This is a genomic window from Halobellus litoreus (assembly GCF_024464595.1).
In the GTDB taxonomy this organism is placed as follows: Archaea; Halobacteriota; Halobacteria; order Halobacteriales; family Haloferacaceae; genus Haloquadratum; species Haloquadratum litoreum.
Window position 1 is genome coordinate 600,912 of record NZ_JANHAW010000002.1, and the last position, 17,062, is coordinate 617,973.

At 68.1% G+C, this 17,062-nt stretch carries 18 protein-coding genes; 10 read left to right on the forward strand and 8 right to left on the reverse strand.

All coding sequences use genetic code 11. From position 1 onward, the window contains the following. The 3 genes from NO360_RS10575 to NO360_RS10585 all read right to left on the reverse strand — a co-directional run bounded on the left by NO360_RS10575 (position 1) and on the right by NO360_RS10585 (position 2,002). On the reverse strand, positions 1-576 hold the full coding sequence (locus NO360_RS10575) for a TlpA family protein disulfide reductase (RefSeq protein WP_256307772.1): 576 nt from the start codon (positions 574-576) through the stop codon (positions 1-3). A 65-nt stretch (positions 577-641) separates the two neighbouring features. Next, a complete protein-coding gene (locus NO360_RS10580) occupies positions 642-794 on the reverse strand; it encodes a hypothetical protein (protein ID WP_256307773.1) in 153 nt (50 codons plus the stop codon). Further along, the gene (locus NO360_RS10585) at positions 791-2,002 is read right to left on the reverse strand and encodes an FAD-dependent oxidoreductase (protein WP_256307774.1); all 1,212 of its coding nucleotides are present in this window, start codon (positions 2,000-2,002) and stop codon (positions 791-793) included. Before NO360_RS10585 ends, NO360_RS10580 begins: the two co-directional genes overlap by 4 nt. An 83-nt stretch (positions 2,003-2,085) precedes the next feature. On the opposite strand from NO360_RS10585, the gene NO360_RS10590 reads away from it, so the two are divergent. The 7 genes from NO360_RS10590 to NO360_RS10620 all read left to right on the forward strand — a co-directional run bounded on the left by NO360_RS10590 (position 2,086) and on the right by NO360_RS10620 (position 10,689). Next, positions 2,086-2,742 (forward strand): helix-turn-helix domain-containing protein, encoded by a 657-nt coding sequence (locus NO360_RS10590; protein WP_256307775.1) that lies wholly within the window; start codon positions 2,086-2,088, stop codon positions 2,740-2,742. Between the two features lie 145 nt (positions 2,743-2,887). Continuing rightward, the gene (locus NO360_RS10595; RefSeq protein ID WP_256307776.1) at positions 2,888-3,763 is read left to right on the forward strand and encodes a halocyanin domain-containing protein; all 876 of its coding nucleotides are present in this window, start codon (positions 2,888-2,890) and stop codon (positions 3,761-3,763) included. A gap of 125 nt (positions 3,764-3,888) precedes the next feature. Next, positions 3,889-4,740, forward strand: a complete 852-nt coding sequence (locus NO360_RS10600; RefSeq protein WP_256307777.1) for a CPBP family intramembrane glutamic endopeptidase — start codon at positions 3,889-3,891, stop codon at positions 4,738-4,740. A gap of 142 nt (positions 4,741-4,882) precedes the next feature. Then, positions 4,883-5,809, forward strand: coding sequence for an ABC transporter ATP-binding protein (locus NO360_RS10605; RefSeq protein ID WP_256307778.1), 927 nt, complete (start codon positions 4,883-4,885; stop codon positions 5,807-5,809). Beyond that, positions 5,806-7,587, forward strand: a complete 1,782-nt coding sequence (locus NO360_RS10610) for an ABC transporter permease subunit (RefSeq protein ID WP_256307779.1) — start codon at positions 5,806-5,808, stop codon at positions 7,585-7,587. Before NO360_RS10605 ends, NO360_RS10610 begins: the two co-directional genes overlap by 4 nt. A gap of 140 nt (positions 7,588-7,727) precedes the next feature. Continuing rightward, positions 7,728-9,524 carry a DUF4097 family beta strand repeat-containing protein gene (locus NO360_RS10615; RefSeq protein WP_256307780.1) on the forward strand — a complete coding sequence of 599 codons (1,797 nt, stop codon included), beginning with the start codon at positions 7,728-7,730 and terminating at the stop codon, positions 9,522-9,524. A gap of 100 nt (positions 9,525-9,624) precedes the next feature. Next, complete coding sequence (locus NO360_RS10620; protein WP_256307781.1) at positions 9,625-10,689, forward strand: hypothetical protein; 1,065 nt, start codon at positions 9,625-9,627, stop codon at positions 10,687-10,689. Here the strand turns inward: NO360_RS10620 and NO360_RS10625 are convergent. From NO360_RS10625 to NO360_RS10635, 3 genes are all read right to left on the reverse strand, one after another. After that, positions 10,686-11,525, reverse strand: a complete 840-nt coding sequence (locus NO360_RS10625; protein ID WP_256307782.1) for a nucleotidyltransferase domain-containing protein — start codon at positions 11,523-11,525, stop codon at positions 10,686-10,688. The two genes, NO360_RS10620 and NO360_RS10625, sit on opposite strands and share 4 nt — an antisense overlap. A gap of 22 nt (positions 11,526-11,547) precedes the next feature. Further along, positions 11,548-12,684: a cobalamin-independent methionine synthase II family protein gene (locus NO360_RS10630; RefSeq protein ID WP_256307783.1), complete on the reverse strand. Its 1,137-nt coding sequence runs from the start codon at positions 12,682-12,684 to the stop codon at positions 11,548-11,550. A gap of 76 nt (positions 12,685-12,760) precedes the next feature. Further along, a complete protein-coding gene (locus tag NO360_RS10635; protein WP_256307784.1) occupies positions 12,761-12,961 on the reverse strand; it encodes a hypothetical protein in 201 nt (66 codons plus the stop codon). Between the two features lie 125 nt (positions 12,962-13,086). Between NO360_RS10635 and trpB the strand changes: the two genes are divergently transcribed. The 3 genes from trpB (at position 13,087) to NO360_RS10650 (ending at position 14,880) form a co-directional block, all read left to right on the forward strand. Further along, positions 13,087-14,238, forward strand: a complete 1,152-nt coding sequence (gene trpB, locus NO360_RS10640) for a tryptophan synthase subunit beta (RefSeq protein ID WP_256307785.1) — start codon at positions 13,087-13,089, stop codon at positions 14,236-14,238. Positions 14,239-14,362: 124 nt separating this feature from the next. Continuing rightward, on the forward strand, positions 14,363-14,650 hold the full coding sequence (locus NO360_RS10645; RefSeq protein WP_256307786.1) for a hypothetical protein: 288 nt from the start codon (positions 14,363-14,365) through the stop codon (positions 14,648-14,650). 74 nt (positions 14,651-14,724) lie between these two features. Beyond that, positions 14,725-14,880: an AbrB/MazE/SpoVT family DNA-binding domain-containing protein gene (locus NO360_RS10650; RefSeq protein ID WP_256307787.1), complete on the forward strand. Its 156-nt coding sequence runs from the start codon at positions 14,725-14,727 to the stop codon at positions 14,878-14,880. A gap of 47 nt (positions 14,881-14,927) precedes the next feature. Here NO360_RS10650 and NO360_RS10655 read toward each other — a convergent pair whose 3' ends face one another. Together NO360_RS10655 and NO360_RS10660 are read right to left on the reverse strand one after the other, a co-directional pair. Then, complete coding sequence (locus tag NO360_RS10655; protein ID WP_256307788.1) at positions 14,928-15,611, reverse strand: nucleotidyltransferase family protein; 684 nt, start codon at positions 15,609-15,611, stop codon at positions 14,928-14,930. After that, complete coding sequence (locus NO360_RS10660) at positions 15,608-16,870, reverse strand: molybdopterin molybdotransferase MoeA (RefSeq protein ID WP_256307789.1); 1,263 nt, start codon at positions 16,868-16,870, stop codon at positions 15,608-15,610. Before NO360_RS10660 ends, NO360_RS10655 begins: the two co-directional genes overlap by 4 nt. Positions 16,871-17,062 lie beyond the last annotated feature (192 nt).

Below are 17,062 nucleotides of genomic sequence, written 5' to 3' on the forward strand. Positions count from 1 at the left end.
TCACGCCTCCGCCACCAGCGGATCGACGATCGACTCGAATTCCTGGAACGTGCGCGCCCTGACCGACGGCGACTCGCCGGTCGCGGGGGTTCCATCCGCGTCGAACACGAGGTTCGTCGGATAGCTGTTGGCGTTCCACCGCGACGTCGCGGCGAGAGCCGGATCCTTCACGACCGGCCAGGTTCCGTCGTACTCGTTCCAGAACTCCTCGATGAGCGATTCGTCCACTTCCGGCGTGATCGACACCATATGGAGGGTCTCGGCGTCGTATTCGGCCCGTAGCTTCCGGAACGCCGGCATCTCCTCCTGACAGGGCCGGCACCAGGTCGTGAAGAAGTTCAACAGGGTGACTTTCCCCTCGGGTTTGAGGACGACGTCGCCGTCCGGGAACCCGTTGCGGGTGACGACCGACGGGAGCGCCAATCTGGAGTCCGTGTCGGCGCCGTCGGTTTCCGTTTCGGTTTCGGTCTGCGACGCGTTCGTGCCGGTGTTCGACTGGCCGACACAGCCGGCGAGACCGATTCCGAGGCCGGTGCTGATCGCTGTGAGGACGGATCGGCGGTCACTGGAGGGCATACGTCGATTTGGGGGTTTCTTCTCGGGGGGTATTATTTCTCTGAAGGGTACAGGACGGGCTTTACTCATCGCAGGTGTGGTCTGGGTGTGTGCGTCACGCGTCGGTCGAGCCAACCTGGCTCCCGATCGACATCGTCGTCTGAAGCGCCGACGGCGGTGGCGGCCGCGTCGGCGGCGGTCGTCGTCCACGTCCGTGTCGGGAGGATCACGTTCGTCATACAAACTCACCTCCCCCGCTCCCGACGTCTGCGTCTGCTCCGTCGGGACCCGCGGGCGTTGGAACCGGCGCGTCGGCGACGCGCCGACGACGGAAGCGCCTGAACAGCGTCACCGGGAGCGCGGAGACGACGGCGTTTCGGACCCGCCAGGCGACAGGTGTCCCCATCGTGGCGAGTTGACCGAGGCGGTGGGACTCGGATCTGACCCGGTTGGCTCGGCTCGCCCGGACCGATTCGTACGCCGTGAGAGCGTCACCGACCGTCGCGTTCGACTCGAACGCGTGTGCGAGCGCGACGGCGTCTTCGATCGACTGGGCCGCCCCCTGCCCGGCGAACGGTAGCATTCCGTGTGCGGCGTCGCCGGCGAGCACCGTCGACCCACGATGCCACCGATCCAACGCGGGGAGGTCCCGCAACCCGGTCGTGATGATCTCGTCGCCCGCCAGCGATTCGACGATCGCCGGAATCGGGTCGGGATAGCCGCCGAAGTACGAGCGGATGTCGTCGACCGACGCCGTCTCCGACAACTCCGGCGGCGCCGTGGCGAACCAGTAGAACCGGTCCTCGGCGATCGGCGCACCGCCGGTGTACGTTCCGTCGCCCCACACCTCGAACCCGATCGGTTCGCCGCGTTGGTCCAACGACACCGACGGGAGCGCTCGGAAGACGGTCGTGTTCAGCGAGCGCGTCGAGACCGGCGAGATCGTCTCTCGCACCCGAGAATCGATACCGTCCGCCCCGACGAGAACGTCCGGGCGGATGCGTGTCCCGTCGGCGAAGCGAACGGTCGGCGACTCCGGATCGCTGACTGCGACGCACCGTTTTCCGGTGTGGATCGGGGCGTTCAGCCGCTCCCGGAGGATCGCCAAGAGCTTCGCCCGGCGAATCGCGACGAAGCCGTAGCCGAACTCCGTTCGCTCGACACCTCCGACGTCGAACGTCTGCAACACCCGATCCCGCGGGGAGCGGATTCGGATCCCCGAGAGCGGCATTCCCGAATCGCGAATCTCGGCGGCGACTCCGAGCGTCTCGAGGGCCACGAGCGCGTTCGTCTGGAGGAGAATCCCCGCGCCGACCGGTCGATACTCGGACGCGGCTTCGTACACCGCGACAGTGAATCCTCGCTGTTCGAGCGCGAGGGCGGTCGTGAGGCCGCAGATGCCACCACCGACGATGGCGACCTGCACCTCGCCGTCACGTCTACGCATATCTCAGCGTACGTCGAACTAACGCCAACAGTTGTTGCCGGTCATACACAGTACTTTAAATTACAGTCTCGTAGTCGTCTCCGATGCGGTATCTCACCGTCGAGGCCGCGCCGGACGGAACGGCCGCGCTGCACCCGCTCGGGACGGAACTCCGGGACGACCCCTCGTTCACACGCGAGGCGATCCATCACGTCGAACTCCTCGACGATCGGAGCGTCCTGATGCTCGCGGAAGGAAGCGGCGATCGGGCGCGGTACGCCGAGATTATGCGGGAATCGCCGTACGTCGAGGACTTCCTGGTTTCCGGGACGGATCGGTGGATGGCAGTCAGCCAGTTCGAGTTGTCCGGGCCAGCGAAACAGATTATGCTGCGCGCGGACGTGCCGGGCGTCGTCGTCGAGACTCCCATCCACATCAACGCCGACGGGTCGCTTCGGATCACGTATCTCGGCGACGAATCGGCGTTACAAGACCTCTACAGCGCGATTGCCGACGACGTACCCTTCCAACTGGACGTGCTGGAAACGGGAACGTACGCGCCGGATCAACACTCGTTGACGCGGATTCTCACACCCCGACAACGAGACGTCCTCGAAGCGGCCGTCGAGAGCGGCTACTATCGCGAGCCGCGTCGCGCGACGCACGAGGACATCGCCGAGACGGTCGGAATCGCGTCCACGACGGTGGGCGAACACCTGCGGAAGATCGAACAGCGAGTGTTCACCGCTCTCGTTCGGTGAGTGCCGGGAACGCTGGTCGATATTCGCGGGTAAACCGAACAACCGTGGTAATACTCAGCAGTACAGTATAACTCTGGTTCCGTATCTCAACAGATGGCTCTGGTACCGGCGTTATTGACCCCACTCGTGGGAAGTCGCAGTCGCGATGAATTGGTCCCCCTCCCGACGGTCGTACATCAAAGGAACTGCTCTCGCTGGCCTTCTCGGCACTACCGGGTGTCTCTCGACAACCGGGCAGACGCAACCTTCGACGGAGACGCCATCAACAGAGACGGCGTCACCGACGGAAACCGAGACTACCCCCGTCGAGTCGCTGGACGCGTGGCTCGCGGATGCCAACGGCCACGATGGAACCCCGAGGCGGTTCGGCACCGGCGCGCAACCGACGATCTCCGTCGGCGAACCCACCGACGACGGAATCGCCTTCGATCCGGCGGTGATCCGCGTTCGCCCGATGAGCAACGTCCGCTGGGATTGGACGGGTCACGGCGGGAGGCACAACGTCGTCGCCGTCGACGGCACGTTCGACAGCGGACGGGCGAACGCTCAATCCGGAACCGGATACCACTACATCTTCGAGGAGACGGGCGTGTACCCCTTCTTTTCGGCACCGCACCGCGACGACGGGATGAAGGGCGCGGTACTCGTCGAGGCGGTCCCCTCGACCGGGTACCCGGCGGTGGACGAGTGGCTGGCGAGCGCGCCGAACTTCACCGGCGACGTCGTCGATCGGACGGCGTCCGACACCGCGACGGTGACCGTCGGCGCGCCCGACAGCGAGAATCAGTTCGTGTTCTCGCCGCCGGTACTGGAGGTGTCCACCGAGACGACGGTCGAGTGGGAGTGGGTGGGCAGCGGCCCGCACAGCGTCTCGTTCGAGGGTCACGAGATCGGTAGCGACGGGGTCGTTTCCACGTCCGGCGTTCACTTCACGCACACGTTCGAGGAACCGGGAACCTATCGATACCACTGTACGCCGCACGAGAGCCTCGGGATGCGAGGAGCCGTCATCGTGGAGTGAAGCACACCGAGAGCGCAGAAGGAGTCCGTCGAGATCGAATATTTTCGGACAGCGTCGGTTCGAGAGAACGATCGATCGGACAGAGATAACAGAAACTTTGCACGGTGCTGTCGGAGTTCGAGAAGATGTTTCGGTCGAACAGCGACCCGCCGACGTTCGGAGGTGGGTCTACGGTCCCCGTCGCAACGTACCTCCTGACAATCGTGGTCCTCTCCGGACTGATCCTCGTCTCCCCGAGCGCGTCGCCGCCGCCGCTTCTGGGAACCGCCTGGGGCGTCTTCCTCGTCGCGCTCGCGCTCGGGGCGTCGAAGATCGAGGGCGTCTCCCCCCGATCGATCTTCCCGTCGGTCCGAACCCTCGTCCCCGTCGTCGTGACGCTGGGCGCGTTCTGGGCCGCCTACAACCTCGTCGTGGTCGGGTTCGCCGTCGGGGGGGTTCCCGGTTTCGAGATGTCGCCGTCGAGCGTCGCCGCCCATCCGCTCCGGTACCTCGCGGTCCTCCTGGGTTCGGTCCTGTTCACCGCGATTCCGGAGGAGTCCCTCTTCCGCGCGTATCTCCAGGAGAAGTTCGTCTCGCTCGCTGGCGGCGGCTCCCGCCGCGCGGTCGTCACTGGAATCGGCGTCGCGACGCTCCTGTTCGCCCTGTTTCACCTGCCGAGATGGTTCCTCGCGTCGGGCCACGGGATCGGGACGTCGCTGGCAGCCCGGTTGCTCGGACTGGTCCTCGTCGGCCTCACGTACGGAATCGCGTACGCGCTGACGGGGAACCTCTGGCTGGTCGCGCTGTTCCACGCGACGATGAACCACCCGCCGTTCCTCGTGACGGTGAGTTACCCGCCAGACCTGCACCTGTTCGTCGGAGTCGTCGAGAGCGCCGCCATCGTGGCGGTCGTCTACGCGGCCGTTCGCGTCGTCGATCCGGACGGCGCCGCGCTCGGCGGGTTCCAGCGAGCGGCCTCGTCCGCGCCCGGCGAGTAGCTCCCCGTACCGCTCACGCGCTCCGATCGATCGCGGAAGCGGCGATCGGTGGCGCTCCGATCGATCGGGGTGACCTGTCGATCGAGGCGGCCAGCCCGTCGAGAAAGAAAGATACATAGGCCGAATGTCAAAAGGTGGCGATATGGCCGCCATCGAAACACGGTCCCTCTCGAAGCGATTCGGTTCCCTCCACGCGGTTCGCGATCTCGACCTCACGGTCGAGTCCGGTGAGGTGTTCGGATTCCTCGGCCCGAACGGTGCCGGGAAGTCGACCACGATCAACATCCTGCTGGACTTCGTTCGCCGGAGCAGCGGCGACGTGAACGTCCTCGGGTACGATCCGGAGCGGAACCCGCAGGCCGTCCGGCAACGCATCGGCGTGCTGTCCGAGGGCACGGGGTTTTACCCCCGGGACACCGCCCGCGATCACGTCGCGTTCGCGATCGAGATGGAGCGGGCCGGCGACGACCCCGACGCCGTCCTCGAACGCGTCGGAATCGCCGACGCGGCTGATCGCGCCGTCGGAGGCTTCTCGAAGGGGATGCGAAAGCGACTCGGCCTCGCGATCGCACTCGTCGGCGATCCGGAGATACTGGTGCTCGACGAACCGCTTGGCGGACTCGATCCCGAAGGCGCCCAACGGCTCCGCGAGATCATCCGAGCGGAGCGCGACCGGGGTGCGGCGGTGTTCTTTTCGAGCCACATTATGGATCAGGTCGAGGCGATCTGCGACCGGGTCGGGATACTGCACGACGGGGAACTGGTCGCCGTCGACACCGTCGATCGACTCCGCACGAGCGTCGCGGAACCGGCGCGGTTCAACCTCGTCTTCGCGTCCGTGCCAGAGGACGTCCCCGCTGCCGTCCGGGCGGTCGACGGCGTCACCGACGTGACTGTCGCCGGTGAAACCGTCCGCGTCACCTGTCGGGATCCGGCGGTCAAGTCGGCAGTCGTCGCGCGCGTCGACTCGCTGGACGCGACGATCCGTGACATCGACACGCCGGGATCCTCGCTCGAACGGGTGTTCCGCTCCGTGACGGACGACGCCGACGGCCACGTGGACGGATGAGCCGCACGGTCACCTACGCCCGCGCCGACGCGCGACGGCTGCTTCGAAGCCGACGCGTGTGGGCGGCGGCCGCGTTGCTCGCGCTGATGTTCCTGCCGTCGATGCCGGCCGTCGCCGACCCGGAACGGCGACCGATCGGCGAACTCCTGCTCGTGATCCCGTTCGACCTGCTCACGTTCGCACTCGTCGTCGTGGCGGCGGTCGGCTACGGTGCCGTCGCCGGACAGCGCGGGACGGTCCAGTTCAGGCTGGGGCTCGGCGGCACGCGCCGCGAACTGGTCGCCGGAACAGCGCTCGCGAGAGCGACGGCGACCGCCCTCGTCCTCGTGGGGGCTCTCGCGGCCGCGCAGGTCGTGGTCGTACAGAACTACGGCGCGCCGTACGCGGTCGCGTACTGGACGATGGGCGCGTGGCTGGTGCTGTACGGCGTCGTCTGGACGGCCGTCGCCGTGGGGTACGCCGCGGCGTTCCGCTCGCCGTACCAGTCGCTCGCAGCGCTGGCGGGGACGTACGTCGTCTTCAGCTCCAATTACGGCGTGTGGGGCGCGGTGATCCGACCGCTGTTCGCACTCCTCGCGACGGGGTCGACGTCGGTGCCGGCGTACGAGGTCCTCGCGAACGCGCCGCTGTGGCTCCGCGTCGTCGAGCGCCTGAACCCGATCCGTGACCTCTGGCTGGCACTCCGCTGGTCGGTCGGCGTCGCCGGACCGGGGACGGCCGTCGGCAATCCGTTCGCCCACGCCCTGGGAGCGGTCGTCCTCGTCCTGTTCGGTGCGGTTCCACTGCTGGTCGGCAGCCGGCGGTTCGAGCGAGCGGACCTCGGGAGTGAAGCTCGCGGATTCCGACTCGCACTCGTGGCTCGGTTCCGGGAGGCGGCAGGACGGTTCGTGCCGTCAGCCGCGAGAGCGGGCCGCGAGCCGACCGAGACCGCGTCCAGCCGCTCGCATCGCCGACTCGTGGCCCGCGCCGACCTCCGGCACGCCCTCCAGAACCGGATCGTGCTCGCGGGCGTCGGGCTGGCGCTCCTGCTCGGTGGCCCGTCGGTCTGGCAGCAGACCGCGAGCAGCACCGTCTTCGAGGTGAGCGAACAGCTCGTTCGCGTCCCCGGCCGATTGGTGTTGCCGCTGGTGGCGCTCGGCGTTGCGGTGGGCCACCGCGCCGTGGTCGGTAAGCACCTGGCCGGGACCGCGCAGTTCGTCCTCAGCACGAACGGGACCCGCCAGGACCTGTTCGCCGGCACGGTCATCGCGCGGTTGACGGTCGTACTCGGGACGGCGCTCGCGTTGCTCGCCGTCGCCTGGGTTCTCGCGACCGTCCGGCTCGGGGCGCTCTACCCGGGGGCGATCGCCGCCGGGACGCTCTGGATCGTGGCCTACGCGACCCTGTGGACGAGCCTGACGGTGAGCGCCTCGGCGGTGGCGGCGACGCGGTACCGGTCCCTCGCCGCGATATTCGGCGCGTTTCTCCTGTTCAGTACCGGCGTCGGACTCTGGGGGTCGGTCGTCCGTCCGTTGGTGGCGTACCCGATCACGGGCCGGTTCGAGTCGGGACTGGTGCCGAATCGGGACTGGCCGGCGTGGTTTCACGCCGTCGATCACCTGAATCCGTTCGTCTCGCTCGAAACGCTCAAAGGCGGGTTGTACGCCGCGGCGGGGCACGGAACGCAGACCGCGCCGTCGCTGCCACTGGTCGGTTACAGTGCCGTCGTCGTCGTCCTGTTCGTTCTCGGGGCGCTGGCGGTCGGTCTGCGCCGGTTCGAGAGCCGCCCGTTGGGCTGATTCGCTGTGCTTTCGGACGCCGTCGCGCTGGACAAGGAATATAGTCCGTGGCTTCGTCGTGCCGCTGACGGGTGAACCGCGGGGGGCGAGCCATCGGGCGGTTCCGCGCGACGAACCCGCGCCGCCGGGATGATCCAACGATGGCAGGGACACTCACACAGAATATCGCCTTATCGCGCGCACGTGATGAACACGGGTACGTCGACGCCTCGGTCGTCTTCGAGATCCCCTCGAACGTCGGCCGGGTCTCCGTCCAGGTCCCGCCGTGGACCACGGTCGACAGCGTCCGGGGCTTCGATCGACGGTCGGGGTCACAGCAGTTCGTCTGGACGGGCGGCGCCAGCAGACCGACACTGGAACTGACCGTCCCGGCGGAGAAGCCGACGCTGGGCGCGGCCGGGACCACGATGGTCGACGTCGGGGAGTGGGCGATCATCGAGGCCCCGAACCTGCTCACGCAGTGGCGACACCGCGGCGAGGAACCGACGTTCGAGCGACGCCTCGTGGTCGACGACGAGGGGATCGCGAGCAGCGACGGCGGGCTGGTGTACCTCGGGCCGCACCGCGAGCACACCCGGCGCGCGGCCGGCCAGCGGATCCGGCTCGTCGAACCCCGCGCGGCGTCGCTTCGGGAGTCGCCGAGGGACATCCTCGACGCGTTGGCACACGCGGCCCGGGAACTCCGCGTCAGCGGCCGAGACGAGGAGGTCGTCGGCATCGCGGCACCGACGCGACCCGTGAACTGGGGGCCCGGCGGGCTCCACGCGGGCGGGAACGCCTTCTGGGCCCGGGACAGTTCGCGGCTCGACAAGCCGAACAGCACCTGGATCCACGAGTACGTCCACACGCGGCAGGAGTTCGGCACCGACGCCTCGATGAAGTGGATCGTCGAGGCGACGGCGGTCTACTACGCGACGCAACTCACGTACGAGCGGGGCGGGATCTCCGACGGCCAGTGTCACGCCGCGCTCAACACGTCCACGTGCGCGACCGACGCGCTCGGAACGCCGGTGTCGTGGAGTTCGGCGCACGTCCCCTACCGCAAGGGAAGCCGGGTCGTGAGCTGGCTCGACCGGCAGATCCGCGAGTACAGCACCGCGACGCTGGCCGACGTCCTGGCGTCGATGAACCGGCTCTCCGACGGCTCGATCACCGATCCACCGATGCTGTCGGGAGCCCTCGACGACGACGACGAAGCGGTCGGCTTCGAGGATTTCAAGCGGCTCGTCGCCGCCGCCGTGGGGAGCGAGCCCGGCGGCAGGACGTTCCGACCCATCGAGAGCGGGCTGGACTCGGCGGTCACCAGTTCGAGCGTGCCCGAGGCGACGTCCCCGCCCGGCGTCGGCGACGTGTCGGGCGAACCGGTCGCGGACCCGGCGGCGGCGACGGACGCGACCGAGTTGCTCGACGATGCGTTCGGCGAGCGCTACGGCGAGGAGGTCGTCGAGGGCGACGGTCGGATCGACGAGGGCACGGTCTTCGGCGACGACGGCGACGGCGGCTCGCTCATCGAGGAGTCCGACATTTTCGGCGGCGATCGGGACGGCGGCGACGACGGGACGACGACGGTGAGAATCGAAACCTCGGGGAGCGACGTCACCGTCGGCGGCGACGTCGACGACGCCGACGTCGAGCGGACCGAATCGGGGATCAGCGTCGACACCTTCGGCTCCGACATCGAGGTCGACGCCTCGGGAATGGACATCAGCGTCTCGACCGGCGGCGGCGCGAGCACCGAGATCAGCGTCTCGGGCGACGGCATCAGCGTCGAGAGCGGCGACGTCAGCGTCAGCACGACCGGCGGCATCGAGGTGGGTGGCGACGTCTCCACCGGCCTCGGCGACGGCGACGACGACGCCTGTTCGTTCTGCGGGGCGGACCTGTCGGACCACGACGGCGCGAAGTGCCGCTCGTGCGGCTGGCCGACCGGGTGGTGAGGCCGCATCGGTTCTCGGGCCGGGGAGCCGTCGCACCGAGAGGTCGCCGCGGTGACCGGGAACCCAACGGTTAAGACGACTTCCGATGACCGGGTCAAATATGTCAAGCGGGTATCCGTACGTCTATCCGCCCGACCGGTTGTTCCACGTGGGCGGACGGCGGATATCGACCACCGTCGTCGCCCTTGCGCTCCCGGTGGTGGTGGCCGCCCTCGACGTGATGCTGTTCGGATTCCCGGAGACGGGCGTCCCCTACAACTACCCGCTCTTCGGCGACGTCGTGCTCGTCTGGCTGGCCGTCCTGTTTCTCCGGCTCTCCCACCGCGTGCTCTGGAACATCGGGGACGAGTTCGCCACGCTGATCCGATTGAGCCGCGGGAATCCGGTTTCGCTCGTGCAGTCACTGACGCCGGAGGACATCCACAGCGACCTACAGAACGTGCTGTACCTCGCGTATCACCCGGTCGTTCTGGTCGTCGGTGCAGTCCTCGGCGGGACGTTCGTGAGCGCCATTATGCACTGGATGGGCGTCTTCGAGGCGTACCCGTACCTGGGGATGAACTTCGGGTTCGGCGCGGCCCACGGGGTGTTCTTCGGGCCGGTCGTCGGCGGGGCGTACGTCGTCGTCCGCGCGTACACCACGTACATCGCCGACATCAACCTCCTGGACCCGAACGGCGTCGGCGGCTACCGACAGATCGGCAACGGTATCGTGAAACTGGCGACGTACGCCATCGGCATCCTGACGTTGGATTTCGTCATCCTGTCCAGCGTGACGTTCACCGCGTTCGAGCGGTTCCAGGTCGTCGTCAGCGCGCTGTTTCTTCTCGTCCTCGCCGTCGTCGTCGTCGGGACGGTGACGGTCACCGTTTTGGTGCGACGGAAGTTGCTGCAGGTCAGAAGCGAGAAGGTCAGTCTGATGCGCGAGACGTTCGCCGACGTCGAGCGGGAGTACTGGCGAAAGTACAGAGCCGAGGAGAACAACCTCCCCGAGGCGCTGAACGTCCTCTCGATGTACGCGATGTTCTATCAGATGAGCGATATGGACATGTGGCCGATCAACCTGTACTCGCTCGTCCGACTGGGCACGAGCGTGAGTTTCTCGCTGGCCGTGTACTACCTCGACCTGATCAACTCGATCAAATCACTCGCGACGCTCGTCTAGCCCTCCAAACCGGCGACTCGACCGATCGTCATCAGGTGGGCGTAGACGAGGACGAGCGGGGTGACGAGAACGAACCCGAGGTCCAGGCGCGGCTCCGAGCGCAGCGTCTCAAACCGACGGCGGTACCAGTCGGGAACCGGGAGGCGATCGAGCGCCCGGTCGAGCGACCCCGGCGGTTCCTCCTCGAGGTGAAAGGCGCAGTTGTACGCGGTCCACTTCGCCGCCTCCAGCGAGTAGTCGATCGCCCGCGAGGAAACGAGACAGTACCCCGACTGGGCCGCGGCGAGCGCGACGGTGACCAGGAGGCTCCGGCACAGTTCGCGGTAGCGATACTCGGTCGGAGTCCCGACCGCTTCCCACTGGGGCCTGACGGGCGACCCGTATATCGTGATCCCCGTCTCGAACACGCCGAACAGGACCGTCCGCCACGGCGCGACGAAGGGAGCGATCGAACTCGTGTTGAAGACGGCGGGAAACTCGCCCGCAGTCACCGCGGCTTCGGTGGTCACGAACCCCGACCGGAACATCCCGGTCGCCCGCTCCAGAACGCGTTCGAGCGGCGACCGATCGTCGGTACCGGAGTCGAGATACGCCGCGGCCAGTCGGTCGCAGTCGGCAGCGACCCGATCGAGAGCCGCCGCCGACGCGTCGGATTCCAGGACGACGACGAGGTCGACGTCGCTGATCGTCGTCGTCTCCCCCGACACGACGCTCCCGAACAGGAGAATGCTCGCGACCTCGTCCGCCTCGAGCGTCGCGGCGAGGGCTTCGAGATACGCGCGCGACTGCTCGGACAGCGACGAATCGATCGCCTCGAGCGACAGTTCCACGCTCATTGGGGGGTCCGCGGGGCGGGTCTCAGGCCAGTCGCTCGGCCGCCAGGTCGGCCCCTTCGCGCAGCGCTTCGAGTTTCTTCCAGGCGATGGCGGGGTGGACGGCGTTCGCGCCCGCGACGACCGTCTCGAACCCGCAGTCCGCGCCGGCGACGACGCGCTCGGGATCCCCCACCGCGTCGGCGAAGCGCTCGATGCGCTCGGCGACGACCTCGGGGTGCTCGACGATGTTCGTCTTCACGTCGATCACGCCCGGAATCAGGTTCCAGCCGTCCGGCAGCGGATGTTCCTCGAACGTGCGGTACTCGTGTTGGTGCCGCGGGTTCGCCCCCTCGACGACCAGGCCGCCGACGTCGGCCTCGTAGAACGCGCCGATGACCTCGTCGAGCGCGACGTCGCGGTGATGAGGGCCCTCGTAGTTGCCCCAGCAGCCGTGCAGGCGGATCTGGTCGTCGGGGACCCCCGCGACTGCCTGGTTGAGCGCGTCGACGTGGGTCCGCACCCGCTCGCGGAACCGGTCGACGGAGTCGTCCTTGTACGTGAGCGTGAAGCCCGCCAGCAGGTCGGGGGCGTCGATCTGGAGGATCGCCCCCGTCTCGGCGATCAGTTCGTACTCGGTGGCGAGCGCGTCGGCGAGGTCGAAGAGGTACGCCTCGTCGCTGTCGTGGGAGTCGGTCTCGGTGAACCGAAGGACGGCGCCGGGCGAGGGCGCGGTGTGGAATCGTCGGTGGAACTCGACGCCCTCGGCGGCGACCGCCTCGTCGAACCTGGCGAGGTCCCGTCGGAGGTCGTCCTCGCCGACGTACTCGATCGGTCCGGTCGCCACCGGGCCGCCGATGTTCTCGGTGTCGCCGAGCAGTTCCCGGGCGTACTCCGGGAAGTCGTCGAGGTCCGAGGGCCACGCCCGCTCGACGGTCCCCTCGCCGAACCCCGAGAGGCGGTTGGTGACGTCGACCGAGTAGGCGATGCGACTCTGCTCGCCGTCGTTGGCGACGTCGATGCCGACCTCGGCCTGGCGGCGAATCACCTCCCGGATCGATTCGTCGACGGCGTCCTCGAACGCCCCGTCGTCGCGGTCCGCAGCGTCTGTCAGCAGCGACCTGAGCCGGTCCGAGCGGGGGAGGCTTCCGACGTGCGTGGTGCGTATCGTGGGCGGTGACATCGGTTCGATTGTCTCGCGACGGCCACAAAGGGATGTCGGGGTCGGACTCGGATTCGGACGCGCGCGAGCGATGTATTCACCACCGGAGCCACACGAGCATCGCGAACCCGATCGCGAGCGTCGCGGGAACGAGCATCCCGAGGAGCGCGAACAGTCCGACGTCGCCGAACGTGACCCACCCCGCGAGTTCGACCAGCGCCCAGAGGCTCACCGCCAGGACGGCGAGGCCGACGAGCGCAGCGGTCAGGCGGTCGTCCATCTCTCCGGGAACCTCCATCGGCTATCCAGACGGTCGCAGTCGGCGTAACGTTTGCCCCGAGCGGCGACCCGACGACGGAGAGCTGCCGCCGATCTCGTGAGATGGAGTACCGTTTATGTCGGGGGACGGAGTACTGGGGGCGTATGTCGAACGGAGAGTTCGAAGGATACGGCGGACGACACGTCCCCGAACCCCTCGAGGACCCGCTCGAACAGCTGGCAACCGCCTACGACGAGATCAAAGACACCGACGAGTTCCGGCGCGAACTCGACGGCTTGCTCGAGGACTACGCCGGGCGACCGACCTCGCTCTACCACGCCGAGGGGCTGAGCGAGCGCTACGGAGCGGACATCTACCTCAAGCGGGAGGACCTCCTCCACGGCGGCGCGCACAAGATCAACAACGCGCTCGGGCAGGCGCTGCTCGCGAAGCAGGCGGGCAAGTCCCGACTCATCGCCGAGACCGGCGCGGGCCAACACGGCACCGCGACGGCGATGGTCGGCGCGCTCTTGGACCTCGACACGGAGATCTATATGGGGAAGAAGGACGTCGAGCGCCAGAAGATGAACGTCTTCAGGATGCGGCTGATGGGCGCGGAAGTCAACGAGGTCACCCGCGGCGGGTCGGGGCTCTCGGACGCCGTCGACGCCGCCTTAGAGGACTTCGCGAAGAACATCGACGACACGCACTACCTCGTCGGCTCCGTCGTCGGCCCCGACCCCTTCCCGCGGATGGTCCGGGACTTCCAGGCCGTGATCGGTGAGGAGGCCCGCGAGCAGTTCCTCGATCGCACCGGCGACCTCCCCGACGCGGCGGTCGCCTGCGTCGGCGGCGGCAGCAACGCGATGGGGCTGTTCCACGCCTTCCGCGACGATGACGACGTCGCGTTCTACGGGGCGGAGGGCGGCGGCGAGGGGGCCGGTTCGAAGCGCCACGCCGCCCCGCTGGCCGACGGCGAGGACGGGACCATCCACGGGATGCGCACCCGCGTCATCGACGACGACGTGGAGGTCCACTCGGTCTCCGCCGGCCTCGACTACCCCGGCGTCGGCCCGGAGCACGCGATGTTCCGCGCGGTCGGCCGCTGTGATTACCGCGCCGTCGACGACGACGCGGCGAAAGCCGCCTTCCGCGAACTCGCCGAGGAGGAGGGCATCATCCCCGCGCTCGAGTCCAGCCACGCGATCGCGCTCGCGAAGGACCTCGCCGAGGAGCACGACACGATCCTCGTGAACCTGAGCGGCCGGGGCGACAAGGATATGGAGCAGGCCGCGGAGCTGTTCGACTTGAACTGAGTGCGTCGCCGCACGAACCGGGGCGTTCGAGCCACGCGGGACAGGTCGTCTCGCGTCTCTCCCAGGCCGGTTCGCCGCTCCGCAAACCCTAATTCGGTCCGCGCGGTAGCGGTCTGCAGAGACTATGTGTCGGGAACTGAAGCGGGAGCCGACCTGGGTGGCGGCGATCAGGCTGGCGATGCTCGAAGGCCGAGTGGACACCGAATCCGTGATCGAGGAGGCGAACCTCGTTCCGGGAAGAGAGCGAACCGTCCGCGACGTTCTCGACACGATGGACGAACGCGGCGTGTTGAACGCCGTCGGGGAAGACACGTATCTGCCGGGGAAGGTCCTCCTGAACTCGGACCGGTTCGACCTCGACTTCGACAACGCGTCCGACGGCGGCGCGCATCGCTGGAAGTCGTCGGTCTGACCGACGCTGCGGGGCCTGCGGTCGATCCACTCACATAGCGTAAACTATGTAAATACCACGCAGATACGTACTGTATGGGCACGCTGACGAACACGAAGATTTCGGAAAAGAACCTGACGACGGTCCCCAAACCGGTTCGGAACTTCCTCGACGTCGGTGCCGGCGACCGCGTCGAGTGGCAGGTCGAGGACGGGAAGATAATCGTCGAGAAGTTCGAGGACGACGAGTAGCGGGCGCGGACGCTGCTCCGTCGCGGCCTCGCGGTCCCTCTCTCTTTTCACCCTTCCAGGTCGCTCGGCTCGTCGACGTCTCGACGGACGCCGGGATCGGACACCGCGACGCAGGCGCTTTCGCCGCTTTCCAGGAGGATCTCGCGCCCGCCGATGTCGCCCGAGACGTCGACGAGGTCGTCGAAGAAGCGACGATCGAACAGCACCGGGTTGCCGCGGACGCCGTCGTGGGCGGCGGCGAGCGCGTCGCCGACGCCCGCTTCGTAGGCGTCGACGAGGGTCTCGACCGTCTCCGGGTCGACGAACGGCATGTCGCCGAGCGCGATCACCGACGCGTCGACCCCGCGGTCCGGGTCGCCCTCGCGCTCCGCGTCGAGGAGCGCCCCGATCCCGGCGCGGAGTGACGACGCCTGCCCCGTCTCGTACTCGTCGTTGACGACGACGGTAACGTCGAGTCCGTCCAGCGCGTCGGCGACGCGGTCGGCCTCGTGGCCGACGACCGCGACGACCGGATCGAGCGAGGCGTCGAGGAGCGTCCGGGCCGCGCGCCGGACGAGCGGGTCGCCCCCCTGGGTCGCCAGCAGTTTGTTCCGGTCGCCGAAGCGGGTGCTCGCCCCAGCGGCGAGGAGCACGCCCGCGACTCGGGAACTGTCCCGCGTTCGGTCGCGCTCGCTTCTCTTTCCCTCGAACGGCGGGGAGACGACCGGGACGTCGCCGGCGCCGCCCGTCATCGCTCGACGACCGGGTAGGGGACGACGTCCACCGACTGGTCGCGCGCGACGCCCTCGCCCGTGAGGACGAACCCGTCGGCGCGGGTGGCTCTCGTGCTCGACGAGAGGACGCTGGGATCGAACGACTCCTCGTAGACCGACAGCGACGAGTCGGCGTGGCCGAGTGGCATCGCGACGGCGACGTCGTCGCCACCGTCATCACCGTCGGTGTCACCGGCTTCGAGCGTGACCGGAATCGCGTAGGCGAACCCGGGCGTCGCGATGCCGACGTCCCGCGCCATCCGGGCGGGCACCGTCGGCAGCGACGTCTCGCCCGTGAAGAACGGCCGCGCGACGAGCGTTGTCACCGCGTGTGCGCCCACCGGCTTCCCGGGGATGGCGAGCGCGACGGCGTCGTGGTCGGGCAGTTCGGCGACGGCGATCGGTTTCCCCGGGCGGAGCCGCACCCGGTGGAACAGCACCTCGCCGAGCGACTGGAGGGCGCGCACCACGTAGTCCTTGTCGCCGACGCTCGTCCCACCCGTCGTCACGACGACGTCGTGCTCGTGGGCCAGGTCCGCGATCCGCGACTCGACGCGGTCGTAGTCGTCCGGCACCGTCCCCTCGTAGGCGGCCTCGTGGCCCCACGAGCGCACCAGCCCCGCGAGCATCGGGGAGTCGAGGTCGGTGTGTCGGCCCTCGTGGATCTCCGTTCCGGTCGCGAGCAGACCGACGGAGAGGCGGGCGCGAACCGCGACGGACTCGATCCCGAGGTCGCCCAAGAGGATGGCGTCCTTCGGGGCGAGCCGTTCGCCCGCCTCGAACAGCCGTTCTCCCTCGGCGACGTTGCTCCCGCGCTCGTAGACGTACGTCCCGGGTTCCAGCTCGGTCCCCGTCAACCGCCCCTCCTCGACGGTCGCCTCCTCGCGTTTGAGCACCGCGTTCGCCGCGGTCGGGACCGGCGCGCCCGTGGCGATGCGGATCGCCTCCCCGGGTTCCAGCGCCGGCGGGTCGTCCTCCGGGAACACGTCCGCGTCGACGACGGAGAGTGGGTACTCGTCGGTCGCGTCGAACGCGAACCCGTCCATCGTCGCGTGGCTCCGCGCGGGGACGTCGACCGGGGACTCGATCGGTTCGGCGAGTGTTCGGCCGGCGATACGGTCGAGCGCGACCGTTTCGGTATCGGCGGTCGGCAGCCACCGCTCGCGCAGGCGTCGGACGCGTTCGGCTCCCTCCTCCCATCCGATCAGGTCGTCGTGGCTGTGGTCAGTGTCGCTCATTGTGGTCGATTTCGCTCAGTATCGGCCCTCGTGCGGGGCTCGGCCCGAGTATCGGCTTCGTTCCGTACCAACACAAACTTTTATTGGGTATCTGCATAGTATCATAGATCGTGATAATAGTGTGCACATAGTGAGGGTACTTAAAAGATGGCGACGCGCAGCCCCTGACCGACCGGCGACTTCGACGATGGA